25 protein-coding genes and 1 pseudogene are annotated in these 26715 nt (G+C 68.5%); 14 read left to right on the forward strand and 12 right to left on the reverse strand.

Annotated elements, in window-relative coordinates; all coding sequences use genetic code 11:
• Window positions 1–35 precede the first annotated feature (35 nt).
• The 3 genes from ABNQ38_RS02090 to ABNQ38_RS02100 are packed head-to-tail and all read left to right on the forward strand — an operon-like array spanning window position 36 to window position 3263.
• The gene (locus ABNQ38_RS02090; protein ID WP_377805448.1) at window positions 36–1277 is read left to right on the forward strand and encodes a Zn-dependent hydrolase; all 1242 of its coding nucleotides are present in this window, start codon (window positions 36–38) and stop codon (window positions 1275–1277) included.
• 28 nt (window positions 1278–1305) lie between these two features.
• Window positions 1306–2358, forward strand: coding sequence for a histone deacetylase family protein (locus tag ABNQ38_RS02095; RefSeq protein WP_377805449.1), 1053 nt, complete (start codon window positions 1306–1308; stop codon window positions 2356–2358).
• Window positions 2355–3263: a DMT family transporter gene (locus tag ABNQ38_RS02100; RefSeq protein ID WP_377805450.1), complete on the forward strand. Its 909-nt coding sequence runs from the start codon at window positions 2355–2357 to the stop codon at window positions 3261–3263. Before ABNQ38_RS02095 ends, ABNQ38_RS02100 begins: the two co-directional genes overlap by 4 nt.
• An 8-nt stretch (window positions 3264–3271) precedes the next feature.
• Here the strand turns inward: ABNQ38_RS02100 and ABNQ38_RS02105 are convergent, their stop codons facing one another.
• Genes ABNQ38_RS02105 through madL form a run of 9 tightly spaced genes read right to left on the reverse strand, consistent with a single transcriptional unit; the run spans window position 3272 to window position 10533 of the window.
• Window positions 3272–4189, reverse strand: coding sequence for an ACP S-malonyltransferase (locus tag ABNQ38_RS02105; protein ID WP_377805451.1), 918 nt, complete (start codon window positions 4187–4189; stop codon window positions 3272–3274).
• Entirely contained in the window at window positions 4186–5061 is an 876-nt protein-coding gene (gene mdcB, locus ABNQ38_RS02110; RefSeq protein ID WP_377805453.1) for a triphosphoribosyl-dephospho-CoA synthase MdcB, read from the reverse strand. Before mdcB ends, ABNQ38_RS02105 begins: the two co-directional genes overlap by 4 nt.
• A complete protein-coding gene (gene mdcG / locus ABNQ38_RS02115; protein ID WP_377805454.1) occupies window positions 5058–5723 on the reverse strand; it encodes a malonate decarboxylase holo-[acyl-carrier-protein] synthase in 666 nt (221 codons plus the stop codon). Before mdcG ends, mdcB begins: the two co-directional genes overlap by 4 nt.
• Window positions 5713–6417 carry a biotin-independent malonate decarboxylase subunit gamma gene (mdcE, locus tag ABNQ38_RS02120; RefSeq protein WP_377805455.1) on the reverse strand — a complete coding sequence of 235 codons (705 nt, stop codon included), beginning with the start codon at window positions 6415–6417 and terminating at the stop codon, window positions 5713–5715. The genes mdcG and mdcE overlap by 11 nt, the downstream gene beginning before the upstream one ends.
• Window positions 6418–6420: 3 nt before the next feature.
• Window positions 6421–7308, reverse strand: a complete 888-nt coding sequence (locus tag ABNQ38_RS02125; protein ID WP_377805456.1) for a biotin-independent malonate decarboxylase subunit beta — start codon at window positions 7306–7308, stop codon at window positions 6421–6423.
• The gene (gene mdcC, locus ABNQ38_RS02130; RefSeq protein WP_109048927.1) at window positions 7305–7625 is read right to left on the reverse strand and encodes a malonate decarboxylase acyl carrier protein; all 321 of its coding nucleotides are present in this window, start codon (window positions 7623–7625) and stop codon (window positions 7305–7307) included. Before mdcC ends, ABNQ38_RS02125 begins: the two co-directional genes overlap by 4 nt.
• 10 nt (window positions 7626–7635) lie before the next feature.
• On the reverse strand, window positions 7636–9309 hold the full coding sequence (gene mdcA, locus ABNQ38_RS02135; protein WP_377805457.1) for a malonate decarboxylase subunit alpha: 1674 nt from the start codon (window positions 9307–9309) through the stop codon (window positions 7636–7638).
• Window positions 9310–9350: 41 nt separating this feature from the next.
• Window positions 9351–10115 carry a malonate transporter subunit MadM gene (gene madM, locus ABNQ38_RS02140; RefSeq protein WP_377805458.1) on the reverse strand — a complete coding sequence of 255 codons (765 nt, stop codon included), beginning with the start codon at window positions 10113–10115 and terminating at the stop codon, window positions 9351–9353.
• Window positions 10116–10125: 10 nt separating this feature from the next.
• A complete protein-coding gene (madL, locus tag ABNQ38_RS02145) occupies window positions 10126–10533 on the reverse strand; it encodes a malonate transporter subunit MadL (protein WP_377805459.1) in 408 nt (135 codons plus the stop codon).
• A gap of 415 nt (window positions 10534–10948) precedes the next feature.
• On the opposite strand from madL, the gene ABNQ38_RS02150 reads away from it, so the two are divergent.
• The 11 genes and pseudogenes from ABNQ38_RS02150 (at window position 10949) to ABNQ38_RS02200 (ending at window position 22387) form a co-directional block, all read left to right on the forward strand.
• Window positions 10949–11650: a GntR family transcriptional regulator gene (locus ABNQ38_RS02150; RefSeq protein ID WP_377805460.1), complete on the forward strand. Its 702-nt coding sequence runs from the start codon at window positions 10949–10951 to the stop codon at window positions 11648–11650.
• A gap of 182 nt (window positions 11651–11832) precedes the next feature.
• A pseudogene (locus tag ABNQ38_RS02155) lies at window positions 11833–11997 on the forward strand (PAS domain-containing protein); the annotation flags it as partial.
• 27 nt (window positions 11998–12024) lie between these two features.
• Complete coding sequence (locus tag ABNQ38_RS02160; RefSeq protein ID WP_377806212.1) at window positions 12025–13512, forward strand: diguanylate cyclase domain-containing protein; 1488 nt, start codon at window positions 12025–12027, stop codon at window positions 13510–13512.
• Between the two features lie 250 nt (window positions 13513–13762).
• Entirely contained in the window at window positions 13763–14644 is an 882-nt protein-coding gene (locus ABNQ38_RS02165; protein WP_109048921.1) for a formate/nitrite transporter family protein, read from the forward strand.
• A 74-nt stretch (window positions 14645–14718) separates the two neighbouring features.
• Window positions 14719–15996, forward strand: a complete 1278-nt coding sequence (gene eno, locus ABNQ38_RS02170) for a phosphopyruvate hydratase (protein WP_377805461.1) — start codon at window positions 14719–14721, stop codon at window positions 15994–15996.
• 459 nt (window positions 15997–16455) lie between these two features.
• Window positions 16456–17898: a bifunctional enoyl-CoA hydratase/phosphate acetyltransferase gene (locus ABNQ38_RS02175; RefSeq protein ID WP_377805462.1), complete on the forward strand. Its 1443-nt coding sequence runs from the start codon at window positions 16456–16458 to the stop codon at window positions 17896–17898.
• A gap of 12 nt (window positions 17899–17910) precedes the next feature.
• The gene (locus tag ABNQ38_RS02180) at window positions 17911–19137 is read left to right on the forward strand and encodes an acetate/propionate family kinase (protein ID WP_377805463.1); all 1227 of its coding nucleotides are present in this window, start codon (window positions 17911–17913) and stop codon (window positions 19135–19137) included.
• 74 nt (window positions 19138–19211) lie between these two features.
• The gene (locus tag ABNQ38_RS02185; RefSeq protein ID WP_377805464.1) at window positions 19212–20162 is read left to right on the forward strand and encodes a DMT family transporter; all 951 of its coding nucleotides are present in this window, start codon (window positions 19212–19214) and stop codon (window positions 20160–20162) included.
• 49 nt (window positions 20163–20211) lie between these two features.
• Window positions 20212–20988 carry a phosphoglycerate kinase gene (gene pgk / locus ABNQ38_RS02190; protein ID WP_377805465.1) on the forward strand — a complete coding sequence of 259 codons (777 nt, stop codon included), beginning with the start codon at window positions 20212–20214 and terminating at the stop codon, window positions 20986–20988.
• Window positions 20989–21084: 96 nt separating this feature from the next.
• A complete protein-coding gene (gene gap, locus ABNQ38_RS02195) occupies window positions 21085–22107 on the forward strand; it encodes a type I glyceraldehyde-3-phosphate dehydrogenase (RefSeq protein ID WP_377805466.1) in 1023 nt (340 codons plus the stop codon).
• 34 nt (window positions 22108–22141) lie between these two features.
• On the forward strand, window positions 22142–22387 hold the full coding sequence (locus ABNQ38_RS02200; RefSeq protein ID WP_377805467.1) for a hypothetical protein: 246 nt from the start codon (window positions 22142–22144) through the stop codon (window positions 22385–22387).
• A 79-nt stretch (window positions 22388–22466) separates the two neighbouring features.
• On the opposite strand, the gene ABNQ38_RS02205 is transcribed toward ABNQ38_RS02200, so the two are convergent.
• From ABNQ38_RS02205 to ABNQ38_RS02215, 3 genes are all read right to left on the reverse strand, one after another.
• Window positions 22467–23552, reverse strand: a complete 1086-nt coding sequence (locus ABNQ38_RS02205; RefSeq protein WP_377805468.1) for an aromatic acid exporter family protein — start codon at window positions 23550–23552, stop codon at window positions 22467–22469.
• A gap of 137 nt (window positions 23553–23689) precedes the next feature.
• Entirely contained in the window at window positions 23690–24943 is a 1254-nt protein-coding gene (locus tag ABNQ38_RS02210) for a c-type cytochrome (protein WP_377805469.1), read from the reverse strand.
• Complete coding sequence (locus ABNQ38_RS02215) at window positions 24940–26712, reverse strand: GMC family oxidoreductase (protein WP_377805470.1); 1773 nt, start codon at window positions 26710–26712, stop codon at window positions 24940–24942. The genes ABNQ38_RS02210 and ABNQ38_RS02215 overlap by 4 nt, the downstream gene beginning before the upstream one ends.
• Window positions 26713–26715: the final 3 nt, after the last annotated feature.

Raw genomic sequence — 26715 nt, forward strand, 5'->3', positions numbered from 1 at the left:
CTGCCTTCAACCAAAAAATTCTGCGTGGAGTTTCCATGTCCCTTCCCTCCAATCTGCCCATCGACGGCCAGCGCCTGTGGGACAGCCTTGCCGAGATGGCGAAGATCGGCGCCACCGCCAAGGGCGGCAGCTGCCGCCTCGCCTTGTCGGACGAGGACAAGGCCGGCCGCGACCTGTTCGTCTCCTGGTGCGAGGCCGCCGGCTGCACCGTGACGGTCGACCGCATCGGCAACATCTTCGCCCGCCGCAAGGGCCATGACGACAGCTTGGCCCCGGTGGTGATGGGCAGCCATCTCGACACCCAGCCGACCGGCGGACGCTTCGACGGCGTGTTCGGCGTGCTGGCGGCGCTGGAGGTGGTGCGCTCGCTGAACGACCGCGGGGTGGAGACGCTGCACCCGGTCGAGGTCGCGGTGTGGACCAACGAGGAGGGCTCGCGCTTCTCGCCGCCGATGATGGGATCGGGTGTCGTCACCGGCGTGTTCACGCTCGACGAGATCCTAGACAAGGTGGCGCAGGACGGCGCGCGGCTGGGCGACGAGCTGGTCCGCACCGGTTATGCCGGCGAGGCTCCGGTCGATCATCCGATGCACGCCTATCTGGAAGCCCACATCGAACAGGGTCCGGTGCTGGAGGTCGAGGGCAAGGAGATCGGCGTCGTCACCGGCGCGCAGGGCCAGCGCTGGTACGAGGTGACGGTGACGGGTGTCGAGGCCCATGCCGGACCGACGCCGATGCGCCTGCGCCGCGACGCGCTGGTCGCAGCATCGGCGATGGTGCAGGCGGTGCAGCGGGTCGGGCTGGAGACGGCGGGCGACCCCTGCGCCACGGTGGGTATCCTGGATGTCCACCCGCATTCGCGCAACGTCATCCCCGGCCGCGTCTTCTTCACCGTCGATCTGCGCCACCCGAACGCCGACACGCTGGCCGACATGGACCGCCGCTTCCGTGCCGCCGTCGCCGAGATTGCCGAGCAGAACGGGGTAAGCGCCGAGATCGCCGATTTCTGGCACTTCCCGCCGACGCCCTTCGCCAAGCCGCTGGTCGACCGGGTGCGCGAGGCGGCGGCCGGCTTCGGCTTCAGCCACCGTGACATCGTGTCGGGCGCCGGCCATGACGCGGTCTATGTGGCGGGCAAGGTGCCGACGGCGATGATCTTCATCCCCTGCGAGGATGGCATCAGCCACAACGAGGTCGAGAACATCTCCCCCGCCGACGGTGCCCGCGGCGCCGCCGTGCTGTTCGAAACGCTGGTCGCCACGGCTGGAAAGCCCTGAGCCTGTCCGTTCTCCGGAGAGTCCCCTGATGAAGTTCGTGCATCACCCCGACACCGCCCTGCACCGCCCCGCCACCTATTTCAACAAGGGACTTCTGCGCGCCCTGCCGGAGAAGCCGGAACGGGTCGGCGCGCTGGCCTCGCTGATCGAGAAGCGCGGCGAGACGCTGATCCTGCCCGACGATTACGGTTCCGCCCCGCGCGCCGCCGTGCACACCCCCGCCTATCTCGCCTTCCTGGAAACGGCGCATGCCCGCTGGGTGGCGGCTGGCGACATGGGCGACGTGGTGCTGCCCAACGTCCACCGGATGCAGGCGGCTCCCAACTACCCGACGGGTATCGTCGGTCAGGCCGGCTGGCACATGTTCGACACCGCCTGCCCCATCGGTGAGGGCACTTGGGCCGCCACCTGCGCCGCCACCAATGCCGCCATCCACGCGGCGAAGCTGGTTGCCACCGGGGCGGACAGCGCAGCCTATGCCCTGTGCCGGCCGCCGGGGCACCATGCCACCCGCGATATGGCCGGCGGATTCTGTTACCTGAACCATGTCGCCGTCGCCGCGGAATCGGTGCTGCCGCTGCTGCGCGCCCAGGGGCGGCCGGCACGGGTGGCGATCATCGACGTGGACGTCCATCACGGCAACGGCACGCAGGACATCTTCTACGAGCGCGACGACGTGTTCTTCGTCTCGGTACACGGCGACCCGGCCGAGTTCTATCCGCACATGGCCGGCTATGCGCAGGAACGCGGCATCGGCCGCGGCGAGGGCTACAATCTGAACCTGCCGCTGCCCATCGGCAGCGACGAGGCGACGGTGCTGGCGACCATCGGCAAGGGCCTGGACGCGATCCGGAGGTTCGCGCCGGAGATGCTGTTCGTCTCGCTGGGCTTCGACACCTTCATCGACGACCCGCTGGCCGCCTTCGGCGTCACCACGCCGGGCTTCGCCCGCATGGGCGCGCTGCTCGCCGCCGCCGGCCTGCCGACGGTGCTGGTGCAGGAGGGCGGCTACGCCATCGACGATTTGTCCGCCAACCTGTCGAGCTTCCTCGATGGTTTTGCAGGCAAGACAGCCGCATGACCGCAATCGCCGCCAGCGGCGCCGGCCGCGATCCCGTCAAATACCTGCTGATCGCCGTCATCAGCCTGTTCTGGGGCCTGAACTGGCCGGCGGTGAAGACGATCCTGACGCAGATGCCGATCTTCAGCCTGCGCGCCATCGGCTTCACCGCCGGGGCGGTGCTGCTGCTGGGAGCGGCGCGGCTGGCCGGGCACCGGCTGCGGGTGGAGCGGGGGGAATGGCCGGCGCTGGTGGCGGCAGGGCTGTGCAACGTGCTGGTCTTCAACCTGTGCACGGCGCTGGGCCAGAGCCTGATGGCGACCTCGCAGGCGGCCATCGTCGCCTTCACCATGCCGGTGTGGGCGACGTTGCTGGCGATCCCGCTGCTGGGAGAGCGGCCGGGGCCGCGCCAGATCGTCGGGCTGGCCTGCGGCCTCTCGGGTCTGCTGGTGCTGCTGGGGCCGGAGGCGCTGTCGGCGCCGCCTTCCGCGCTGGCGGGTCCGGCGGTGATGCTGGTGTCGGCGGTGGCCTGGGCGCTCGGCACCATCGTGATGAAGCGGCGGGTCTGGCGCACCCACCCGATGGTCATCACCGGCTGGCAATATGTGCTCTGCGCCCTGCCGATGATCGGGCTGGCGGCAACGGAGGTGCGGCCCACGCTGGCCGAGCTTCACCCGGCGGTGTGGGCCGGCTTCGCCTGGCACATCGTCTGCTCGATCTGCGTGGCGCAGGCGCTGTGGTACGTCACCGTCCGCCGCCTGACGGTGGGGGAGGCGGCGGTCAGCACCCTGCTGATCCCGGTCGTCGGGGTGGGCGGCGCCGTGCTGCTGCTGGGCGACCCGGTGACGCCGCGGCTGGCGGCGGCGCTGGTGCTGATCCTGGCCGCGGTCGCCTGCGTGCTGGGGCCGAAGCCGGCCGCGCGCTGACGGTACGCTCAGCCGAGTTGCCGCTCCACCCAGGCGGCGGCAGCGGACAGGCTGCGGAAATCGGATACGGAGCGGACGGGCAGGTCCGGATGCCGCTCGGCGGCCATCCGCGCCAGCGCGTTGCCGGGGCCGGTTTCCAGCAGGACGGTGCAGCCCATCTCGATCAATCCGTCCAGGCAGGCGGCCCAGGCGACCGTCTCGGTCATCTGACGGGTCAGCACCGCGACCGCCCGCTCGCGCGTGTAGACGGGGGTGCCGTCGATGCCGGCCAGCACCGGCAGCGGCGGTGCTCGCAGGCCGCTCGCCGCAAGGATTGAGGAGAACTCCGCCGCCGCAGGCGTCATCAGGCGGGTGTGCGAGGCGATGGTGACCGGCAACGGCGTGACCGCGGCGCCCAACGCCAGAACCGCCCGCTCAACAACCTCAAGCGTCGTCCGGTGCCCACCGACCACGAACCGGTCGGCACCGTTCTCAATGGCGATGTCCGCGCCGCAGTCGCGGCAGACCGCTTCGAGCCGGGACCGGTCGAGACCGCGCACGGCCAGCAGCCCGCCCGGCTCGGAGTCGGCGCGGTCCATCGCCTCCGCCCGGCCGTTCGCCAGCCGCATCAGCTCATCCACGTCGAGCGCGCCGGCGACCCGATAGGCCGACAGTTCCCCCAGGCTGTAGCCGGCCACCGCCCGCACAGGCGGCAGAAGCGGATGCAGCGCCGCCCAGGTCGCCGCCTGGACGGCGCAGAGCAGCGGCTGGGCGACGGCGTTGCGCTGCATCTCGGCCTCAGGTCCGGTGACGAGGGCGCGCGGATCCTTGCCCATGATTGCGGTGGCCCGATCCAGAACCGCCTGCGCCGCCGGTTCCCGCCGCAGCAGGTCGAGCATGCCCGGCCCCTGCCCGCCCTGGCCGGAGCAGAGGATGCCCAAACTCATGCCCAGCCCTCGCGCAGGGCGTGGACGAAATGCGCCGCCGCCAGCATGTCGGCGCTGCCGCCGGGGGACAGGCGGCGGGCGATGCAGGCACGGTGCAGGGCCAGCGCCTCGGCCCGCCAGTCGGCCCGGAACACCCCGCCACGGTCGAGGAAGCGACTTGCCTCGCCCTGGACGAAGGCCAGCCCGGCGGGACCGCCGCGATGCAGCAGGTTGGTGTCCTCCAACTCCGCCATCAGCGAGAACAGGGTTTGCACCAGTGCCCGCTCCGGATCGGCGCCGTCCGCCAGCGCGCGGTCCAGGGCGGGCAACGCCAGGGTGAACAGGGTGGGAAACCCTTCCGCCGCCTCCTGCCGGGCGCCACGCACTCTGTAACGCTGAACCGCAAGCCCGCCATGGCTGACGGGGGCCTGCGGTGCTGCGCCCAGGATGTCGGCGCTCCACAGGTCGGCGACGGTTCCGCCCAGCGCCGCGCCGCGAAGCGTCCGGCCGCGCCGCATCCGCCAGCCAGCCGCCGCGGCGAGAAAGCCGATGCCGAACACCGCGCCGCGATGGGTGTTGATGCCGGCGGTGGCCGCCAGCATCCGGCGTTCGGCCGCGATGCCGAGATCGCGCAGGGTGGCGAAGCCGGCCCCCTCGGCACCGGCGGCGGCGATGGAGCGGAAATAGCCACGCAGGGCGAACAGGCTGCGCAGGAAGGTGCCCATGTCCATGTCGTCATGGCTGCCGCTGTCGAGCGGGCTGACCAGCCCCGGCTTGGGATGCAGCGCCAGTTCGGCATAGAGCGCCCGGACCGCCGTCCGTCCGACCATCGCGCCGAGTGGACACGCATTGTGGGACGAAACCGGGGTGGATGCGGCATTGCTGCGGATCATGCGGCCTCCTCCCGGTCGAACAGTGCCAGCACGGATGCAAGGTCGCGCAATCCCACCTCTGCCGCCCCCTTCACCAGCAGGCGGGCCGGCCGGCCGGCCAGTTCCCGCCACGCGACCGCAGCACCGTCCGGCAACAGGATTTCGCCATCCAGGCGCGGAGAGTCGTTGCCGACCGCCATCAGCAGTTCCAGCAGGCCCCCCAACTGCCGGCGGTCGTGCGGGGCGAACAGCAGGTCGATGTCGGACTCGGGCCGGACATAGCGCAGGCCGGTGCGGTGCTGCCACGCCAACGAGCCATAGACCGCGGCGGCCATTCCCAACTCCTGCGCCCACCGCGCCAGATCCGCCAGCATCCGCCGCCATGCCTTCGGCGCCGACGCTGCCGCCTCGGCCAACGCCAGCGGTTCCAGTCGCTCGGCCACGGCATCCACCGCCACATGCAGGCCGATCCGCCGCTTGTCCGGCGTGGCGAGCCCCAGCCGAAGTTCTCCCTCTCCGTCGCTCGGCCGGCCGCGCGCGATCACCAGCGGCCGGCCGGCGGCGCACCAGTCATCGGCCTCCGCCCGCTCCGCCGGAGCCAGGGGAGAGCGCAGGCGGTCCGCCCAGCCCTCCCCCAGCCGGGCCCAGCCGTGGCGCGGCCAATGAAGGAGTTCAGGCCGCATCGTGCCGCACCCGGTCGGCCACCTTGCGGGCAAGCTGCCGGCCGCCGCGCTCCTCGCCCAGCGCCCGGCGGGGGTCGCCGTCGATGGGGGCTGCCAGCGCCTCGGCAAGGCAGGCGGCGAGATCGCCCTGCCACAGGGCGGCGATGGCGCCCATCCGGCGGTAATTCTCCACCCCCGGAGCGAAGACCGGCGAGGACGCGCTCAGCTCCGTCAGCCGCTCCAGCGGGATCTTGGTGACGCGGGCCATCGCCGGCAGGTTCATCACCCGGATCTCGGCGTCCGGCAGGGCGTAGCAGCGGTCGGCCAGCAGGCTGGTGGCGAGGAAGCCGCCGCTGACCGCCTGCCCATAGACCAGCCCGAGCACGCGGTGCCCGGTGCGCCGGGCGAGGTCGATGCATTTCGCCAGATGCGCCATGTAGCCGTTGATGCCCAGCAACTCGTCGCGATGGCTCAGCCGCTGGCCCTGGGTGTCGACCAGCAGCAGGATCGGCCGGCCGGGGTGGCGGCGCACCACCTCCAGCACCGCGCCGGCCATGCGGAATGCCAGCTCGATGCCGATGGGCGTGTTGTCGACGGTGCCGATCACCGCCACCTCGGTGCCGAAGACCCGGCCGGTGCCGTCGAAATAAACGCCGTCTGCGGCGATGTCGTGCCCGTCCGGGAACAGCCGGTCCAGAAGAGTGGTCACGTCCATGGCTCAGGCCCTCCGGTCGCGGACGGTTGCGAGGAAGCTGGCGGTGTCGAGGATCGGCAGTTTCTCCGGTTCCTCCACCCCCAGCTTTTCCCAGATGTCGAGCGCGTCGCGGCAACCGCCGAAACGCTCCAGCCGGCTGCCCAGCGCCGCATGCTCCGCCTCCAGTGCCGCCAGCGACAGGTCGGGCCCATGGTCTGACAGTTGGTCGAGCAGGGCAAAGGCGGCGGCGCGGAAGGCGGAAACGTCGTCCTCGACCAGGGTCGCCGCCTCGCCCAGCAGGTAGCGGTGCTTGCCGCCGACGGTGCGCCAGACCAGCGCGCGGTCGCGGCTGTCGAACTCCTCCACCCCCATGGTGGTCTCGATCACCTCGGGGCCGGACAGGCCGAGCCGCCCCTCCTCGCTCATCACCACCGCGTCGCACAGGCGCGACACGATGCCCATGCCGCCGAAGCAGCCGAAGGTGCCGCCGTCCAGCACGATCACCGGGATGCCGGCGGCCCGCACGGCCAGCACGGCGCGCATCACCTCCGACACCGCGATCAGCCCGGCATTGGCCTCGTGCAGCCTGACGCCGCCGGATTCGACCAGCAGCAGCACGCCGTCGGGACGGGTGTCGAGCGCGCGCTCCAACAGGCCGGTCAGCTTGGCGCCATGCACCTCGCCGACCGCCCCGCCCATGAAGCCGCCTTCCTGGGCGGCGACCAGCACGCGGCGGCCTGCCAGACGGCCTTCACCGACGACGATGCCGTCGTCGAAGGCGGCCGGCGTGTCGAGCTGGCGCAGATGCGGGCTGACCATGCGCTCGGTCGGCGGCAGGATCTCGATGAGGCTGCCGGGGTCGAGCAGCCCGTCCAGCCTGCCGCGGGAGCTGTCCTCGTAATAGCTGCTCATGGTTGCGACCCTCCGGCGAAAGCGTCCAAGGCCTGGTCGAGCCGCAGGCTGACCACGGCCGGCGTGGCGCCGACATCGTTGATGGAGATGCGGACATCGGCCAGCGGATGGCGGGCGAACACATCGTCCAGCACGGCCTGCCATGTCGTGCCGAAGCCGACCGCCGCGGTCTGGATCTCGACCCGGCAGAGGCCGCCAAGCGGCGCCGGTTCCACCAGCACCTCCAGATTGCCGGAGCCGACGACGCCCACCAGGACGGACGGCGGCGGGGACGCCACGGGACGGCCGCCGCGATATTCGAAGCTCAGGATTTCCATGGGATAAGGCTCACCAGTTGCGGAAGCGCTTGGGTGGGTCGTACAGGCCGCCCGATGCACGCACGAGGTCCTTGACCGACCGCGCGGCCAGCAGGTCGCGGGTCGCCAGCCGCTTGTCGATGCCCAGATCCTCCGGCCGGCGGATGACGCCGCGGTCGCGGAGGTTTTCCACCATGCGGCGGTCGCGCCCGCGGCCCACGGGCGTGTAGCCGGCGACGCCGCGGATCGCCTGTTCCCGTTCCTCCGCCGTCCGGCAGAGCAGCAGGTTGGCGATGCCCTCTTCCGTCAGGATGTGGGTCACGTCGTCGCCGTAGATCATCACCGGCGGTAGTTCCATGCCGGCGCTCTCCGCCAGGTCCCAGGCGTCGAGACGCTCGACGAAGGCCGGCTGCATATGCTCGCGGAAGGTTTCCACCATCTGGACGACCAGCTTCTGGCCGCGCGGCATCTGCCCGCCGTCGCCGCGCGCCTCCCGCCCGGCCTTCAGCCAAGCCGGGCTGGCATGGCGCCGTCCGCGGGCATCCGCCCCCATGTTGGGCGCACCGCCGAAGCCGGCGATCCGCCCCAGCGTGGCGGTGGAGCTGTTGCCAGCGAGGTCGATCTGCAGGGTCGAGCCGATGAACAGGTCGCAGGCATAATGGCCGGCGGCCTGGGACATCGCCCGGTTGGAGCGCATGTTGCCGTCGGCCCCGGTGAAGAACACGTCCGGCCGCGCCCGGATATAAGCCTCCATCCCCAGCTCCGAGCCGAAGGAATGGACGCTCTCGACGAAGCCGGCCTCGATGGCGGGGATCAGCGCCGGGTGCGGGTTCAGCGCCCAATGCCGGCAAATCTTCCCCTTCAGCCCCAGCGATTCCGCGTAAGTCGGCAGCAGCAGCTCGATGGCCGCGGTGTCGAATCCGATGCCGTGATTCAGCCGCTGGATGCCGTATTCGGCATAGATGCCCTTGATGGCCATCATCGCCATCAGCACCTGGATTTCCGAGATCTGGGCCGGGTCGCGGGTGAACAGCGGTTCGATATAGTGCGGCGTCGGGCTCTGGATGACGAAATCGACCCAGCCGCCGGGGATGTCGACGCGCGGCACGCTGTCGACCAGCTCGTTCACCTGGGCGATGACGATGCCGCGCTTGAAGGCAGTCGCCTCGACGATGACCGGCGTGTCCTCGGTGTTGGGGCCGGTGTAGAGGTTGCCGGCGGCATCGGCCGCCTGGGCGGCGACGAGGCTGACCCGCGGCGTCAGATCGACGAAATAGCGGCCGAACAGCTCCAGATAGGTGTGGATGGCGCCGACCGAAATCCGCCCGTCCACCACCATGCGCGCCAGCCGCGCGCCCTGCGGGCCGGAGAAGGAGAAGTCCAGCTTCGCGGCGATGCCGCGTTCGAAGACGTCGAGATGCTCCGGCAGGGCCAGCACCGACTGGACCATGTGCAGGCCGTTCACCCGGGCCGGATCAACCGAGGCGAGGGTGCGGGCCAGGAAATCGGCCTGCTTCTGGTTGTTGCCCTCCAGGCAGACGCGGTCGCCCGGTTCCAGCACCGCTTCCAGCAGGGCGCGGGCGTCGGCGGTGGCGACGCGCTTGCCCTCGGTCGAAGATGCTACAAGGCTGGCGGCGCGGGCCAGCCGGGCGTCGCGGTTGCGCCCCTGCAGGTTCCAGTCGCGCATGGTGTCAGCTTCCTTCATCGCTGTGCTCGAAACAGGCGGGTTGGAATTGGGGTCTCTAATCAGCCGACGATCGCCTTGATCGCCAGGAACAGGACCGACGGCCCCATCAGGCAGCCCAGGCCGGTGTGGAAGGTGGCGACCAGGGCGCCGTAGGGCACCAGCCGCCGGTCGGTCGCCGCCAGCCCGGCGCTGACGCCGCTGACGGTGCCGGCCAGCCCGCCGAACACCATCGCGGCCTGCGGGTTGTCCAGCCGCATGAAGCCGGCCAGGACAGGGGTGAAGACCATGACCAGGATCGCCTTGACCACTCCCGTCGCGATGCTCAGCGCCATGACGTCGGAGCTTGCGCCGATGGCGGCACCGGTCACCGGGCCGACAATGTAGGTGATGGCGCCGGCGCCGATGGTGGTCAGCGCCACCGGGTCGGTGTAACCGAAGGCCATGGCGACGGCGACGCCGACGATGAAGGGCAGCACGGTGCCGAGGAAAAGCCCGATGAAGCCGAGCCAGCCGGCCTTGCGCGCCTCGTCGATCTGCACCTCGCTGGCGGTGGCGACGATGCAGAAGTCGCGCATCATCGCTCCGCCCATCAGGGCCAGCCCGCCGAACATGGTCAGGTCGGCCATCCCCTTGGTCTTGCCGGTGACCAGCCCGCCCCAATAAGCGAGCGCAAGCCCGGCCAGCACGGCGATGGCCGAGCCGTGAACCCGGCCGGCCGTCAGATGGCGGGCCAGCAGGTTGGAGACCCAGACGATGATCCCGACGACGGCGAAGGCGGCGACCAGCTGGTTGTCCGCGATCTCATGCATGAATTTGTCGAGCATGACGGCCCCCTTATTCGAGTTCGGCGGCGGGGGCGCCGGCCTGCCAGGCGGCGGCGGCTCCGGTCCGGTGGATCGTGCGGTTGATCAGCGAGATGACGCAGGCGCAGAGCGCGACCGAGCCGAAGGCGGCCAGCAGGGCGACGGGGCCGCTCTTGACGGCGACGATGACGTTCTGGGTGGCGGCCATGGCGACCACCACGGGGATGTACATCATCGCCCAGAACGTGACGCCCTTCTCCGTCTCCGGCCGCATCAACCCGCGCTTGCGCATGTGGTACTGAGCGGCCATCAGCAGCATCATGGCGATGCCGACACCGCCGACATTGGCCTTGACCCCGATCAGCGCCCCAAGGATATCGCCGAGCAGCACGCCCAGCAGATAGCAGCCCGCCAGCAAAGCGGTGCCGAAGATCACCATGACGCGCCCTCCGTCCCGGCGGTGGCCGCAGCAGCTGTTGGCATGGCAATTGGAATGAAAGTTCCGTGTCGTCCCATCATGTGCGTTTCCCCATTTCGTCGTTTCATGCGGCCCGGCTGCCCAATCGCGGGGCAGAGAACCGGACATGCTGTCCGGAGATGGCCGGGCACGAAGTCACGACGGCGGCCGATGGTTTGCCCAGAGGGAGCGCACACCATTCATGTATGCGAAGTCCCAAGATAACGGGCTTCAGGTATTTTTATCTCAGCCGCCGCTACTGTAGTGCATACATATCATGGACGATCAGGCTGGCAAACATAATTTTGACCGCCGAAACGCTTTTTGTATACTGGTTCGCGGATAAGCCGGCGTCTGCGCATACGCAGACCGGAAACAACAGGCGGTTATGTACGCAATGGATGCCATTCTCCCGGACGGCCAGTCGGAACGCGACATCGCGGAGGACGGCAAGGGCCTGCTGTCCGACGTCATCCGGCTGGCGCTTGCCGACGAGATCGCCACCGGACGGCTGAAGCCGGGCACCCCGCTCGACGAACAGCAGATCGGCCAGCGCTTCGGCGCTTCCCGTACCCCGGTGCGCGAGGCCCTGCGCCAGCTTGCCACCACCGGCATGGTGGAGGTCCGGCCGCGCCGCGGCGTGGTCGTCGCCACCATGACGGCCGAGCGCATCATGGACATGTTCGAGATGACGGCGGAGATGGAGGCGATGTGCGTCCGCCTCGCCACCTACCGCATCACCCCGGTGGAGCGCAGCCGGTTGCAGACCATGCATGAATCGGCGGCGGAGATGGTGCGGGGCAGCGATCTCGACGCCTATGACGACTTCAACCGCCGCTTCCACGAGGCGATCTATCACGCCACCCACAACCAGTTCATGGCCGAACAGGCGGTCGGGGTCCGTGCCCGCCTCGCCGCCTTCCGCCGGACCCAGCTTCGCCACGGCGACCGGCTGGCGACCTCTCATGCCGAGCATGGAACCATCCTGGCCGCCATGGCGCGTGGCGACGGGGATGAGGCGGCCCGTTGCATGCGCGCCCATATGCTCAACGCCAGTTGCGCGCTGACCCGCTACATCCAGGAACTGGATCTGCCCTGACCGGCCTTCCGAGCGGATCGCCGGAAAGCTTCCGCCTTCAGGCGCAGTCGAATATTACAGGCGCCCCGATGCGCTGCCGCTATGCAGGCGCCATCCGAGCCGGCCTGCAACAGTGCATTCGCATGAATTTAACGTTTACGCCCGTATGCTGTTGACGATCTCCACCTTGAGCTTCCTTTGCCATGGGCGCCGCGGCCTGCACCAGCCATCTGCCAGATCGTCATTGGTCTACGAATGATTTGTCGGCCTTTTGCCTGATCTCCGATCCGGTTTGGGTCATCGATCTGCAGACGGGCGATGCCTTGTGGGCCAATCAGGCGGCTTGCGACCTTTGGGGTGTCCGGTCGGTCCGGGAACCGGCTGCTGTCGGTTGCTTGCCGGAAACGGTCCGGCAGCGCCTGCCCGATTATGCCCGGCGCCTGTCGGACGGCGGGCGCATCGGCGAGCGCTGGACGGTCGGCACCAGGGGAGACGACCGGGGAAAGGACGGGGGTGCCGACGAGACCGCCCTGGCCTGCGACTGTTCGGGGCTCCGCTTGACGGACGGGCGTTTGGCGATGCTCGTCCATGCAAGACCGCTTGAGGGGATGGAGCCAACGCCTGCGCCGAAGCTGCACCTGTCGCGGATGGTCGAGAATCTGCCGATGGCCGCCGCCTATGTCGAGGGCGAGCGGATTTTCGTCAACCGCGCGGCGGAACGGCTGATCGGCTTCCGGCAGGACGAGTTGCCGACGATGGAGGAATGGTTCAAGTCGGCCTATCCCGGCCAGGACCGGGAAATTCGTCAACGCTACGATGCCGCGCGGCAAGCGGAGGCCTCGGTGCTGACCGAATTGCAGGTGACCCGCAAGGACGGCGTCCGGCGCTGGATCCGCTTCTTCGCCTATCTCACCCATGGCGGAGAGGTGTGGCTGATGGAAGACGTGACCGACCAGCGCGCCACACTGGAGGCATTGCATCAGGAACGTGCCGTCCTGCAAAGCCTGATCGATTCGATGCCCGACATCGTCTTCTTCAAGGATCGCGACGGCGTCTTCCTGAACTACAACCGCGCCTTCCTCGATTATGTCGGCTGGCACCTCAATTCGAATGGCCGCCTGCGCGACATCGACATAGTCGATGGCGACGTGGCGGAGCGTCGCCGGCAGACCGACCTGCGTGCCATGCGGGAGGGGATGACCCGCGGCGAGGAGTGGTTCGTCTATCCCGACGGCCGGCACCGACTGATGGAAACGCTCAAGACCGCCTGCCGCGACCCACGGGGCAACATACTGGGCGTCGTCGGCATCTCCCGCGACATCACCGACCGGCGGGAGATGGAGGAGACGCTTCGCCGCAGCGAAGCGGAAAAGGATCATCTCGCCAACCATGATCCGCTGACCGGCCTGCCCAACCGCCGGCTGTTCTTCGCCCGCATGGACTCGGCGCTCGCCCACGCCCAGCGCATCGGCCAGCCGCTTGCCCTGCTGTTCATCGACCTCGACGGCTTCAAGCCGGTGAACGACCGGTTGGGTCACGATGCCGGCGATCAGGTGCTGCGGGTGACGGCGGAACGTCTGACGGCATGCCTGCGCGCGTCCGACCTGGTGGCGCGCATCGGCGGGGACGAGTTCACCGTGCTGCTGGAAGGCGCCGGGTCACTCCGAGATGTGGAGCACATTGCCGGCAAGCTGATCCAAGCGGTGTCGGCGGAGATCGAACTCGGCCGCAACACCCTGACTGTGGGCGCCAGCATCGGCATCGCACTGTATCCGCGGGATGCGGACAACGCCCAGGATCTGCTGAAGGCCGCCGACGATGCGCTCTACCGGGCCAAACATGCCGGCCGGGGCCAATTCATCGTCTGCCGACACCCCCGCTGAGCAGTCGGCGGGGCCATGATGTAGCAACACTACAGAGACGCATGTGACGCGGTAGCCGCTGCCTTCGCCCTTTAAATTCCTTGTTATTCTATGACCTCTCTAGCAATCCCCGCCCCTACCCTGCGACCGAATTGCTCAGGCGATGCGCTTGCCAGCCTCCTCCCGACAGGAGTATGTAGTAAAGCTACATGACGGGAGCGAAACCCGCCGACGGGCCTGCACCGATGCGCGGCAGCGAGGACATCGACCGATGAACATGGACAGCAAGGATGTGGGAGGCTGGAGCCAGCCCACCCCGCAAACTCTCGACGCACTGATGCCCGATGCCATCGCGCTCGCCGCCGAGAATCTCGGCGTCAAGAAGGCACATTACGACACTCCCACCCTGTTCGCCCTGGCGGTTCTTGCCGGTGCCTTCATCGCCATGGGCGGCCTGTTCGCCACCGTCACCATGTCGGGCGCCGAGGGCATGCTGCCCTATGGGGTGACCCGGCTGCTGGGCGGTCTGGTCTTTTCCATGGGGCTGATCCTGGTGATCGTCGGCGGCGCGCAGCTGTTCACCGGCGACGCGCTGATGGTGATGGCCTGGGCCAGCGGCCGGTTGCATGCCCGCGAGATGATGCGGGTGTGGACCACGGTCTGGATCGGCAATTTCGTCGGCGCCGCCGGCACTGCCCTGCTGGTCTTCCTGTCCGGACAATATACCTTCGGCCATGGCGCAGTCGGGGCCTCGGCGCTGTATTTCGCGGTGGCGAAGAGTTCGCTGCCGACGACCCAGGCCTTCTTCCTCGGCATTCTCTGCAACGTCCTGGTCTGCCTCGCCGTCTGGCTGGCGCTCGGTGCCCGCAGCGTCGGCGACAAGATCCTGGCGATCACCTTCCCGGTCGCCGCCTTCGTCGCCGCCGGCTTCGAGCACTGCGTCGCCAACATGTATTTCGTCCCGCTCGGCCTGCTGATCGAATGGGGCGCGCCGGACAGCTTCTGGCACGACCTCGGCCGTGCCGCCCCGTCCATCCCGGTCGGCCATTATCTGGTCAACCTCGCCGCGGTCACGCTCGGCAACTGGATCGGCGGAGCGGTGATGGTGGGTGCCGTCTACTGGTTCATCTACCGGCGCCCCAAGCTGCGCTGAGCGCGGGCCTTTCAAAATCCCTCCCGACACGTCTGCGAACTGTCATTCCCTCAAGAAACGGGACATCCCTTCCCATGAGCGCCATCACCGAAATCCGCGCCCGCGAAATTCTGGACAGCCGCGGCAATCCCACCGTCGAAGTCGACGTCAGCCTTGAGACCGGCGCCTTTGGCCGCGCCGCGGTGCCGTCGGGCGCCTCCACCGGCGCCCATGAGGCGGTCGAGTTGCGCGACGGCGACAAGTCCCGCTTCGGCGGCAAGGGCGTGCTGAAGGCCGTTCAGTCGGTCAACGGCGAACTGGTCAAGGCGCTGGTCGGCATGGATGCCGCCGACCAGCGCGTGCTCGACATGACGATGATCGAGATCGACGGCACGGAGAACAAGGGCCGGCTCGGCGCCAACGCGATCCTGGGCGTGTCGCTGGCGGTCGCCCGCGCCGCCGCCGAGGATGCCGGCCTGCCGCTCTACCGCTATGTCGGCGGCGCCTTCGCCTCGCTGCTGCCGGTGCCGATGATGAACATCATCAACGGCGGCGCCCATGCCGATAACCCCATCGACATCCAGGAATTCATGATCATGCCGGTGGGCGCCGAGACCGGCGCCGACGCCATCCGCATGGGTTCCGAGATCTTCCAGTCGCTGAAGAAGAAGCTGAAGGACGCCGGCCACAACACCAATGTCGGCGACGAGGGCGGCTTCGCCCCCAACATCGGGTCGACCGACGAGGCGCTTGGCTTCGTCATGAAGGCGATCGAGGCCGCCGGCTACAAGCCGGGCGACGATGTCATGCTGGCGCTCGACGCCGCCTCGACCGAGTTCTTCAAGAACGGCAAGTATGAGCTGGCCGGTGAAGGCAAGTCGCTGTCGCCCGAGCAGATGGTCGCCTACTGGGCCGATCTGGCCGGCCGCTACCCGATCATCTCGATCGAGGACGGCATGGCGGAAGACGACTGGGAAGGCTGGAAGGCGCTGACCGACGCCATCGGCAGCAAGGTTCAGCTGGTCGGCGACGACCTGTTCGTCACCAATCCGAAGCGTCTGGCCCAAGGCATCCGCCAAGGCGTCGCCAACTCGATCCTGGTGAAGGTGAACCAGATCGGCACGCTGTCGGAGACGCTGGAAGCGGTCGATATGGCGCACAAGGCCGGCTACACCGCCGTGCTGTCGCACCGCTCGGGCGAGACCGAGGACAGCACCATCGCCGATCTGGCGGTCGCCACCAACTGCGGCCAGATCAAGACCGGCTCTCTCAGCCGTTCGGACCGTCTGGCCAAGTACAACCAGTTGATCCGCATCGAGGAGCAGCTCGGCGTCGCAGCCCGCTTCGCCGGCCGCGGCATCCTCAAGGCCTGAGTTCCACGAGCTTCCTGAAGTCCCCTGCCCGGCAATCCTCCGCCCCCTCTCCTGCCCCCGGAGAGGCGATCACGACGGCAAGGACTGCCCCTGAAGGGACTTCAAGGACGGGCGGCGGGCGCCCTTGATCGCTGAGACGTCCCGCCGTTGTGCCCCCTCCTCCCGTCTCTCCCCGGGAGGAGGGGGAAGCCCCGCCCGGCCATCCCGCAGAAATCGGCTCCGAGCCACCTGCGGCATAGTGTCAAGGGCCGGGCTTTTCGACGGTTCCATGTTGCGATGCACAGTTAATATATTAATATATCTAAGGTTCCCGGCGCGGCGCAGAACGCTGGCGCAAAACGGGCGACGACCTCGGACGACACACTGGACGGCCTCCCTTTCCGTCCCCTCCCGACGCCGCCCCTTCGGACCGAAGAAAACGGGCCGCTCGCTCGACCCGGTCAACCGGAGTGTTCAAAAATGCGTGCCAGTGGTGAAGCTTCCGGCAACGGCGCCTGCGCCGTCGTCGAGAATGTGACCTTCGACGAAATCCAGATCGGCCAGTCGGCCAGCCTGTCGCGCCAGCTCACCCTGATGGATGTGGAGCTGTTCGCCACCGTGTCGGGCAACATCAACCCGGCCCATCTCGACCCGAAATTCGCCGCCGACAGCCGGTTCCAGAAGGTGATCGGTCCCGGCATGTGGTCGGGCTCGCTGATCTCGGGCGTGCTGGGCACCTATCTGCCGGGCGCCGGCTCGCTTTATGCCGGCCAAAGCCTGCAGTTCCGCCGCCCGGTGGGCTTGGGCGACATCGTCACCGCCACCGTCACCGTGATCGAGAAGCGCCCGGCCAAGAACCTCGTCGTCTTCGACTGCGTCTGCACCAACCAGGATGGCGAGATCGTCGTGCTGGGCACCGCCGAGGTCGTCGCCCCGACGCAGAAGGTCATCCGCCCGGCGCATGAGCTGCCGCAGATCCAGATGATCCGCCACGACAAGCACGACGCCCTGCTCGCCAAGTGCGACGAGCTGCCGCCGGTCGTCACCGCCGTGGCCTATCCCTGTGATGCCAGCTCGCTCCAGGGCGCCGTCGAGGCGGCAGAGGCCGGGCTGATCGAGCCGATCCTGGTCGGGCCGGAAGCGCTCATCCGCAAGGTCGCCGCGGCCGGCGGGCTGGACATCGCCCGTTACCGCATCGTCGACGCCGCCCACAGCCGCGCCGCCGCGGCAGCCGCCGTGGCGCTGGCCCGCACCGGCGAGGCCGAAGCGGTGATGAAGGGCAGCCTGCACACCGACGAGTTGATGGGCGAGGTGGTGAAGAAGGAAACCGGCCTGCGCACCGCCAGCCGCATCAGCCACGTCTTCCTGATGAATGTGCCGACCTACTCCAAGACGCTGCTGATCACCGACGCGGCGATCAACATCTACCCGACGCTGGAGGACAAGGTCCACATCGTCCAGAACGCCATCGACCTTGCCAAGGTGCTGGGCGTCGCCACACCGCGCGTCGCCATCCTGTCGGCGGTCGAGACGATCAACCCGAAGATCAACACCACGCTGGAAGCGGCAGCACTCTGCAAGATGGCCGACCGCGGCCAGATCACCGGCGGCATTCTCGACGGCCCGCTGGCCTTCGACAACGCCATCTCCGCCGAAGCCGCCCGCACCAAGGGCATCGTCTCCCCGGTCGCCGGCCAGCCGGACATCCTGCTTGCGCCCGATCTGGAGGCCGGCAACATGCTGGTCAAGCAGCTGTCCTTCCTGGCGAATGCCGACCTCGCCGGCATCGTGCTGGGCGCCAAGGTGCCGGTCATCCTCACCAGCCGCGCTGACAATGTGCGGGCCCGGCTCGCTTCCTGCGCCGTCGCCTCGCTGGTCGCCGCTGCCAAACGCCAGCCGAAGCTCGCGCTGGCCGCTGAATAGGACATCCCCGTCATGGTCGCACTGTCAAACTCCAGCGAGGATGCCTGCCTCGTCATCAATGCGGGTTCCTCCAGCCTGAAATTCTGCGTCTTCCAGGGTGGCAGCGCCACCGAGATCGAGCCGGTCGTTACCGGCCAGATCTCCGGCATCGGCACCGCGCCCCGCTTCGAGGCGAAGGATGCCGCCCGCCACAAGATCGCCGACCACAGCTGGGCCGACGGGGAGAATCCGGGCCGCCCAGAGCTGCTCCACCATCTGCTCGACTGGATCGGCGACACGCTGAAGGGCGCCACGCTGGTGGCCGCCGGCCACCGCGTCGTCCACGGCGGCACCCGCTTCTCGGCTCCCGTCCGCGTCACCCCGGCGGTGCTCGACCAGTTGGAGGAGCTGATCCCGCTCGCTCCCCTGCATGAGCCGCACAACATCGCCGCCATGCGGGCGCTGGCCCAGGTCTACCCGTCGCTGCCGCAGGTCGCCTGCTTCGACACCGCCTTCCACCAGACCCAACCCTGGCAGTCGCAGACCTTCGCCCTCCCGCGCGAACTGACGGCGGAGGGCATCCGCCGTTACGGTTTCCACGGGCTGAGCTACGAGTACATCGCCCACCGCCTGCCCCAGGTGGCGCCGGAACTGGCCGACGCCCATGTGGTGGTCTGCCATCTCGGCAGCGGCGCCAGCCTGTGCGCCATGCGCGGCGGGCACAGCGTCGACACCACCATGGGCTTCACCGCGCTGGACGGCGTGCCGATGGGCACCCGGCCGGGCACCATCGATCCCGGTGTGCTGATCTATCTGATGCGCGAGAAGGGCTACGGCGCCGACGAGCTGGAGAAGCTGCTCTACCACAAGTCGGGCATGCTGGGCGTCTCGGGCATTTCCAACGACATGCGCGACCTGGAAAGCTCCGACCTGCCGGCCGCTGCCGAGGCGGTGGAGCTGTTCTGCCACAACGTCGCCAAGCAGGTGGCGGCGCTGGCCGGCTCGATGGGCGGGCTGGACGCGGTGGTCTTCACCGCCGGCGTCGGCGAGAACTCCACGCTGGTGCGGTCGCGGGTGGCGGAGAAGCTGTCCTGGCTCGGCGTCGCCATCGACCCGGCGGCCAACCGGGCCAAGGCGACCCGCATCTCCGCCCAGGAGAGCCGCGTGCCGGTCTTCATCATCCCGACCGACGAGGAACGGATGATCGCCCGCCACACGCTGGGCGTGATTGCAGCAGAGCAGTTGGAACAGGCAGCGTAAGCGCAGCAGACGCCGGCAATTCTCCCTCTCCCAGAACGGGAGAGGGAGACCTCTCCGGGCAGGAAAGCGTCATCATGGAACAGGTCCCTACGAGCGCCGCCGCCAAACCGCCGGAAAACGTCCGGCTCGGCATCCTGTCGATGCTGCTGGCGATGGCCCTGATGACCATCATGAACGCACTCGCCAAGATCCTGGCGGAGAACTATCCACTGGGCGAGGTCACCTTCTTCCGCAACCTGTTCGCCCTGCTGCCGGCGGTCGCCATGGTCGTCGCGGCGGGCGGGCGGAGCTGCCTGCACACCGACTATTGGCAGGGGCATCTGTGGCGGGCCATCGTCGGGCTGGCATCGATGGCGCTGCTGTTCTGGGCCTATCACCTGATGCCGCTGGCCAATGCGGTGGCGATCTCCTACTCCGCCCCGCTGTTCCTCACCGCCCTCTCGGTTCCGCTGCTGGGGGAGAGGGTCGGCGCCTTCCGCTGGGGTGCGGTGGCGGTCGGCTTCGCCGGGGTGCTGATCATGGTCCAGCCCGGCGCCGAGATGATCGACCGCGGGTCGCTGGTGGCGCTGACCGCCGCCGTCTGCTACGCGCTGGCGATGATCGCCATGCGCCAGCTGGGCCGCACGGAGAAGCCGGTGACGACGGTTTTCTATTTCACCGTGGTCTCGACCCTGCTCAGCGCGCTGGCCCTGCCGTTCGGCTGGACGACGCCGGACGGCCATGCGCTGGCGCTGATGGCGGGAATGGGGATCGCCGGCGGCGGGGCACAGTATTTTAGCACGCGGGCCTATTCGCTGGCCCGGGCGGTGGTGGTCAGCCCCTTCAGCTATGCCAGCCTGATCTACGCGACGATCCTCGGCTGGCTGGTCTGGGGTGACGTGCCGGCCCCGCATGTGATCGTCGGCGCCACCGTGGTGATCGGCAGCGGGCTGTTGATCCTCTACCGCGAAACCCGCCGCGCCGCGGCGTACCCACCGAAGCCTTGCACGACACACTCGGGGCCCGGACCTATCCGGACCGCCTGAACAGCAAAGAACGAAGAACAAGACTGGTTCGAAGGAAAGGACAAGCATCATGCTTACGACCGATGTCCGAGGCAATCTGGCCCCCCGACTGACCGGCCGGCTGCATCTGATCACGGGTGGTCGTGATGCGAGCGGGCCGGCGCAGTCAACCCTGTTCACCCCCGCCCGCAAGGCGGGACGATCCGACCACGCGGTCTGCGCCATCGTCGGCGGTGCGAAGCTGTCCGCCAAGCTGGATCTGCTGATCCGGCTGGTGACGCGGGTCGACGTTCTGGCGCTGGGCGGCGGCGTCGCCAACACCGTCCTGGCGGCGACCGGCACCGACATGGGCGCCTCGCTGTGCGATTACGGGCTGATCGACGAGGCCCGCAAGCTGCTGGACCGGGCGAAGGCCTGCGGTTGCGAGCTGCTGCTGCCAGTCGACGTGGTGGTGGCGACCGAAGCGAAAAACGGGGTGGAGGACCGCGTCGTCCCCTGCGCCGCCATCGGGCCGGAGGACATGGTGCTCGACATCGGGCCGGCGACGGCGGCGCGGCTGACCGCCTGCGTCGAGGGCGCCCACACCGTGGTGTGGACGGGACCGCTCGGGGTTTATGAAATCGCCCCCTTCGACGGCGGCACCAATGCGCTCGCGTGGTTCATCGCCCGGCGCACCCGCGATGCCGGCCTGCGGTCGGTGGCGGCCGGTGACGACACCATCGCCGCCCTGGCTGCCGCCGGGGTGGAGGACCGCTTCAGCGAGCTGACCAGCCGCGACGCCCTGCCGGCGTGGCTGGATGCCCCCACCCCGCGCCGTCCCTGCGTGAACGCAAAAGCACTCCCTTAAATTGCAATTCCTGCGGACTGAAACCCGCATTTCCCGGTTGAATCAGGTCTCCGCCCCAACCGGCACGGGACCGCAACCGAACGACTGGAGCACATCATGGCTGTACGGGTAGCGATCAATGGGTTCGGCCGCATCGGCCGTCTGGTTCTGCGCGCCATCTACGAGAGCGGCCGCAAGGACGTGGAGGTCGTGGCGATCAACGACCTCGCCGATCTGAAGGCCAACGCCCACCTGCTGAAGTACGACAGCGTCCACGGCCGCTTCCCCGGCACCATCGAGACCGGTGCCGATGAAAACGGAAATGGCGTGCTGATCGTCAACGGCCACTCCATCAAGGTCGTGCAGGAGCGTGACCCGGCCAAGCTGCCGTGGAAGGATCTGGGCGTCCAGATCGCCATGGAATGCTCGGGCATCTTCACCAAGCGCGCCGATGCCGCCAAGCATCTGGAAGCCGGCGCCGAGAAGGTGCTGATCTCGGCTCCGGCGACCGACGAGGACATCACCGTCGTCTACGGCGTCAACCACGACAAGCTGACCGCCGAGCATCGGATCGTCTCCAACGCGTCCTGCACCACCAACTGCCTGGCCCCGGTGGCCTTCGTGCTGAACAATCTGGTCGGCATCGAAAAGGGCTTCATGACGACGATCCACTCCTACACGGGTGACCAGCGGATCGTCGACACCAACCACAAGGACCTGCACCGCGCCCGCGCCGCGGCCCTGAACATGATCCCGACCTCGACCGGTGCGGCCAAGGCCGTCGGCAAGGTTCTGCCGGAGCTGAAGGGCAAGCTGGACGGCACCGCCATGCGCGTTCCGACCCCGAACGTGTCGGTCGTCGACTTCAAGTTCACGTCCAAGCGCGCCACCTCGGTCGAGGAGATCACCAAAGCGATCTCCGACGCCGCCAACGGCCCGCTGAAGGGCGTGCTGGAGGCCTACACCGAGGATCTGGTTTCGACCGACTTCAACCACGACCCGCACAGCTCGATCTTCGCGCTGAACGAGACCAAGGTCATCGACGGCAATTTCGTCCGCGTCATGGCATGGTACGATAACGAGTGGGGCTTCTCCAACCGGATGGCCGACACCGCCGTCGCCATGGCGAACGCCAGATAACACCAGCCCGACCCAGACCAAAAGGAGCCGGACGATGAGCAAGACGATCATGTGGGCCGAAACCGACGCCAAGGGCTTCGAGTCCGAGTGCCTGTTCAACGAGGACAGCCGCCACTATGAAGTGATGGTCTGCGCCTCGGGCCGCCGGCTCTGCCGGTCGGAGTCCTTTCCGGCCCAGTCCGACCCGATGCAGGGGATGAGCGACGACGACCGCCGGCGGGCGCTGCACTGCGCCGAACGGCTGGTGACCGAGATCGAACACGATCTGGGCGACCGCTGAGCGGGCAAGCCCGGACTTGTTGAAACGGCCAGGGCGGGCATCCTCGCGGTGCCGGCCCTTTCGCCGTTGCACCGACCGTCTACCGATGGGCGGCGAAGTCCGCCGTCCGTTCGACGAGGTCGTCCAGGTTGCGGCGGAACTGCTCCAGCGCGAAGCCGGTGCCGAACATCCGCCACAGCCAGTCGGTCGGCATATCGCGCGTCCGCCTTTCCGCCCGCGTGCGGTCGATGCCGGCCCGATAGCCCGCCAGCGCATCGGCGAGTGCCGTCGAGCGGTCGGGCGGCTGGCCGGTGGCGAGGGCGTCGGCCAGACCACGCAGGGTTGATGCGCCCGCCGCCGCGACCGGTGTCCAGTCGGGGCAGACGTCGCGGTCGGCGATATCCTGCCGGGGCTCCCCCACCGCCCGGCGCAGCATCACCACGTCATGCCGCAACCGCATCAGCGTGCGCAGCAGCGGATCGGGGTCGGGCATGTCGGCCAGCCGGCTCCGCCGCTCCCGCGCAGCCTCGCCCACCAGGGTTTCCAGCCGGGTCAGGGCTTGCCGGGTCCGCACCACCAGCCGGTTCATGACGGCCTGGGAAGCGTCGTCGGCGACGGCAAGCGCATCCAACTGCTCGGCCATCAGCCGCGCCGCCTCCGCCGCCGTCTCCAGCACGGAGCGCGAGGCGCGGGCCGGCACCACCAGCAGCGACACCAGGATCCCAACGATGCAGCCGAGCCCGACCTCCAGCATGCGGTCGGTGGCGAAGCTGAGCGGGCCGAGGCTGGCCCCGGCGCTGCCCAGTAGCACGATGATCGCGGTGATCGGCGCGATACGGAAGCCGGCCGACTTGGCGGCCAAGTAGGACAGCGGCGCCACCGCCGCGAGCAGCGCTGCGGCACGCGCCAGCCCGTCCGTGTGCGGGATCAGCATGGCGATCGCCCCGCCATAGGCCACGCCGACCAGCGATCCGACGAAGCGGTCCAGCGCCGCCTTCAGCGAGCCGCCGACATTGCTTTGAGTGACGATCAGTGCGGTGATGACGGCCCAGAAGCCCTGCGACAGACCCAGCACCTCCGCCAGCGCGAAGGTTGCGAGGGTGGAGGCGGTCATCCGCAAGGCATGCACCAGCTTGGACCGGTTCCGCGCCACCCACGACGCCGGCACGCTCCGCCACCCGCTCATTCCATCGGTCCCGGTCCATCTTCGACTGGCGCTCAGTGTCCACCATGACGACGCAAATCGCCAGAGACGGTGCGACGCCTTCATCGTCCCGGAGAAAGGGCAGCGGCGGCCGGTTCGCCGCCGCTGCCCCGCCCCCGTCAGTTCGCCTGGGCCAGCGTCTTGCGCACCTTCGCCACATCCCCGGCGCTGACCGGCGGGGCGGCATTGCTCCAGCTGTTGCGGATGTAGGTGACGACCGCCGCCACGTCGGCATCGGTCAGCCGCCAGCCGAGCGGCGGCATCGCCGGTCCGGTCGGACGGTCGGCGGTCGCCACCGCGCGGGAGCCGTCCAGCACCAGCCGGATCAGCGTCGCCGGATCGTCGGCCTGCACCAGACCGCTGCCTGCCAGCGTCGGGAACAGGAAGGTCTGGCCCTTGCCGTCGCCGCCGTGGCAGGCCATGCAAGTGTCGGTATAGACCGCCCCGCCCGTCTTCATCCGCGCGTCATCCGCCGCCAGCGGCGTCGGCGCCTTCCCCGCGGGCGGCTTCCGGTCGAGCAGATAGGTCGCGATGGCCTTGAGATCGGCATCGGTCATCTTGGAGCTGGAGTTCTGGATCTCCTCCGCCATCGGGCCGGAGGCGAGCGACTGGTGGTTCGCCCCGGTCTTCAGATAGGCGGTCAGCTGGTCCACCGACCAGTTGCCGATGCCCTGCCGCTTGTCCGCGGTGATCGACGGTGCATACCAGGCCTGGAGGTTGGCCCCCTGCAAGGCACGGTCGTTGTCGTCGGCGCCCAGCGCGCTCTTCGGCGTGTGACAGGTGCCGCAATGGCCGAGCGCCTGGACCAGATAGGCGCCGCGGTTCCACTCCTCCGACTTCTGCGGGTCGGGCTTGAAGCTTGAAGGTTCGAAATTCAGCAGGTTCCAGCCCGCCATCAGCAGCCGGATGTTGAAGGGGAAGGGCAGCTGATTGGCTTCCACCGCGTTGCTCACCGGCTCCAGCGTCTGGAGATAGACCCACAGCGCGTGAATGTCGTCGTCGGTCATCCGGGTGTAGGCGGGATAGGGCATCGCGGGGTAGAGCCGCTTGCCGCCGCGGCCGACGCCCTCGCGCAGGGTTCGCCGCAGATCCTCCTCGGTCCAGTTGCCGATGCCGGTCTCGCGGTCCGGCGTGATGTTGGGGGCGACCAGCGTGCCGAAAGGCGTCTGCAAGGCCGTTCCTCCGGCATAGGGCTTGCCGCCCGGCACGCTGTGGCAGGCGACGCAGTCGGCGGCGGTGGCGACATAGCGGCCGCGCTCGATCAGGGTGAAGTCCTGGTCGTCGGCGAGGGCGGGCGCCATGACGGCGGCAATGACGCTGAATGACGCCGTGACCAGCAGGGCCGCGGCGATGGCGAGACGGTTCCTGGTCATGCGTGCACCAAGGGGCCGGGGGATTTCAGGTAACGGCTGCGGATCGCGTCCGCCGCGCGGAAGGCCAGCGCCCCCACCGTTCCGGTCGGGTTGAAGCCCGAATTCTGCGGAAAGACATTCGCCCCGACGGTGAAGACGTTCGGCACGTCCCAGCTTTGCAGGAACGGGTTCACCACGCTGGTGGAGGGATCGGCACCCATCGCCGTGCCGCCGACCACATGGGTGGACTGGTAGGGAACCGTCGACCAAGGTCCGGTGCGCGGATACTCGACGCTCTGCTGCGCCCCCATGGCGCGGACGATCTCCGCCACCTTCTTGGTGACGTAGGCCGACATCTTCACGTCGTTCTCGGGGAAGTCGAAGGTGATGCGCATCAGCGGCCGGCCGAGACGGTCGGTGTAGGTGGGATCGAGGTCGAGGAAATTGCCGCGGTTGGCATAGCTGCTGGCCTCGCAGCCGACGCTGAGATTGCTGAGATAGCTGTCCCGCATCGCCTTCTTCCAGCCCGATCCCCAGGCCGGGGTGCCCGGCGGCGTCGGTCGCTTGGAGATCGGCTCCGCCCCGATGGGGGCGCAGCGCGTGCTGCCGCCGCCGAGGAAGCCCAACGGCCCATGGTCGAAATTGTCGTTGTTCAGCTCGTCGATCGCCATGCCGGTGGCGCCGCCGCCGATGAAGTTGTTGAAGTTGTATTTGGCGGGATCGAAGAAGCCGACGACCTGATTGGCCATCTGGTAGCAGAAATTCCGCCCCACCACGCCGGTGCCGGTGCTGACGTCGTAAGGCTTGCCGATGCCGGACAGCAGCATCAGCCGCACATTGTCCAGCATGAAGGCGCAGAGGATCACCAGATCGGCCGTCTGCTCCAGCTCTTCGCCCGAGGTGTCGACATAGGTGACGCCGGTCGCCTTCTTGCCGGTGGAATCCAGATTGACCTTCAGCACCTCGCACAGGGTGCGCAGCTCGAAGTTGGACTTGCGCATCAGCACCGGCAGCACGGTCGTCTGGGCGCTCGCCTTCGAATAGTTGGCGCAGCCGTAATTGGTGCAGAAGCCGCAGAAGGTGCATTGCCCCATCGTCACGCCCAGCGGGTTGGTGTAGGTGCGCGACAGCAGCGAGGACGGGATCGGGAAGGGCTTGTAGCCCATCTTGGCCGCCGCCTCGGCGAACAGGGTGGGGCCGTAGGTCTGCATCATCGGCGGGTTGGGAAACTCGCGCTTGCGCGGCCCTTCGAACGGATTGCCGCCCTCCTGGATCTGGCCGTTCAGGTTGCCGGCCTTGCCCGACACGCCGGCCAGATACTCGAACCTGTCGTAATAGGGCTCCATGTCCTCGTAGGTCAGGCCCCAGTCCTGGATCGTCATGTCATCCGGTATGGCCTGAGCGCCATAACGCTCGGTAAAATGAGAGCGCAGCCGGAAGTCGGCGGGCGAGAACCGCCAGGTGATGCCGGCCCAGTGCACGCCGGCACCGCCGACGCCGTTGCCGGGATGGAAGGAGCCGAACTGCCGCATCGGCAGCGCCGTCTGATCGGCGTTGTTGCGGGCGGTCACCGTCGTCTGCGCCGGGCGCAGCATCAGTTCCTGGCGCGAGTTGTAGCGCAGCTCGTCCGGGGCATAGCCGATGTTGAAGTCGGTGGCGGTGTCGCGCCAGGGGCCGCGCTCCAGCGCCACCACGTCCAGCCCTTCGTCGCACAGTTCGTTCGCGATGATCGAGCCGGTCCAGCCGAGGCCGACGATCACCACATCCTTGTGGGGAAGTTTGCGCGCCATTCC

The sequence above is a fragment of the Azospirillum sp. A29 genome, from assembly GCF_042604625.1.
Taxonomy (GTDB): domain Bacteria; phylum Pseudomonadota; class Alphaproteobacteria; order Azospirillales; family Azospirillaceae; genus Azospirillum; species Azospirillum palustre.

Coding starts and splice junctions, on each gene's coding strand:
- ABNQ38_RS02090 (WP_377805448.1), top strand. CDS start 36: ATGTCCCTTCCCTCCAATCTGCCCATCGACGGCCAGCGCCTGTGGGAC.
- ABNQ38_RS02095 (WP_377805449.1), top strand. CDS start 1,306: ATGAAGTTCGTGCATCACCCCGACACCGCCCTGCACCGCCCCGCCACC.
- ABNQ38_RS02100 (WP_377805450.1), top strand. CDS start 2,355: ATGACCGCAATCGCCGCCAGCGGCGCCGGCCGCGATCCCGTCAAATAC.
- ABNQ38_RS02105 (WP_377805451.1), bottom strand. CDS start 4,189: ATGAGTTTGGGCATCCTCTGCTCCGGCCAGGGCGGGCAGGGGCCGGGC.
- mdcB (WP_377805453.1), bottom strand. CDS start 5,061: ATGATCCGCAGCAATGCCGCATCCACCCCGGTTTCGTCCCACAATGCG.
- mdcG (WP_377805454.1), bottom strand. CDS start 5,723: ATGCGGCCTGAACTCCTTCATTGGCCGCGCCACGGCTGGGCCCGGCTG.
- mdcE (WP_377805455.1), bottom strand. CDS start 6,417: ATGGACGTGACCACTCTTCTGGACCGGCTGTTCCCGGACGGGCACGAC.
- ABNQ38_RS02125 (WP_377805456.1), bottom strand. CDS start 7,308: ATGAGCAGCTATTACGAGGACAGCTCCCGCGGCAGGCTGGACGGGCTG.
- mdcC (WP_109048927.1), bottom strand. CDS start 7,625: ATGGAAATCCTGAGCTTCGAATATCGCGGCGGCCGTCCCGTGGCGTCC.
- mdcA (WP_377805457.1), bottom strand. CDS start 9,309: ATGAAGGAAGCTGACACCATGCGCGACTGGAACCTGCAGGGGCGCAAC.
- madM (WP_377805458.1), bottom strand. CDS start 10,115: ATGCTCGACAAATTCATGCATGAGATCGCGGACAACCAGCTGGTCGCC.
- madL (WP_377805459.1), bottom strand. CDS start 10,533: ATGGTGATCTTCGGCACCGCTTTGCTGGCGGGCTGCTATCTGCTGGGC.
- ABNQ38_RS02150 (WP_377805460.1), top strand. CDS start 10,949: ATGGATGCCATTCTCCCGGACGGCCAGTCGGAACGCGACATCGCGGAG.
- ABNQ38_RS02165 (WP_109048921.1), top strand. CDS start 13,763: ATGAACATGGACAGCAAGGATGTGGGAGGCTGGAGCCAGCCCACCCCG.
- eno (WP_377805461.1), top strand. CDS start 14,719: ATGAGCGCCATCACCGAAATCCGCGCCCGCGAAATTCTGGACAGCCGC.
- ABNQ38_RS02175 (WP_377805462.1), top strand. CDS start 16,456: ATGCGTGCCAGTGGTGAAGCTTCCGGCAACGGCGCCTGCGCCGTCGTC.
- ABNQ38_RS02180 (WP_377805463.1), top strand. CDS start 17,911: ATGGTCGCACTGTCAAACTCCAGCGAGGATGCCTGCCTCGTCATCAAT.
- ABNQ38_RS02185 (WP_377805464.1), top strand. CDS start 19,212: ATGGAACAGGTCCCTACGAGCGCCGCCGCCAAACCGCCGGAAAACGTC.
- pgk (WP_377805465.1), top strand. CDS start 20,212: ATGCTTACGACCGATGTCCGAGGCAATCTGGCCCCCCGACTGACCGGC.
- gap (WP_377805466.1), top strand. CDS start 21,085: ATGGCTGTACGGGTAGCGATCAATGGGTTCGGCCGCATCGGCCGTCTG.
- ABNQ38_RS02200 (WP_377805467.1), top strand. CDS start 22,142: ATGAGCAAGACGATCATGTGGGCCGAAACCGACGCCAAGGGCTTCGAG.
- ABNQ38_RS02205 (WP_377805468.1), bottom strand. CDS start 23,552: ATGAGCGGGTGGCGGAGCGTGCCGGCGTCGTGGGTGGCGCGGAACCGG.
- ABNQ38_RS02210 (WP_377805469.1), bottom strand. CDS start 24,943: ATGACCAGGAACCGTCTCGCCATCGCCGCGGCCCTGCTGGTCACGGCG.
- ABNQ38_RS02215 (WP_377805470.1), bottom strand. CDS start 26,712: ATGGCGCGCAAACTTCCCCACAAGGATGTGGTGATCGTCGGCCTCGGC.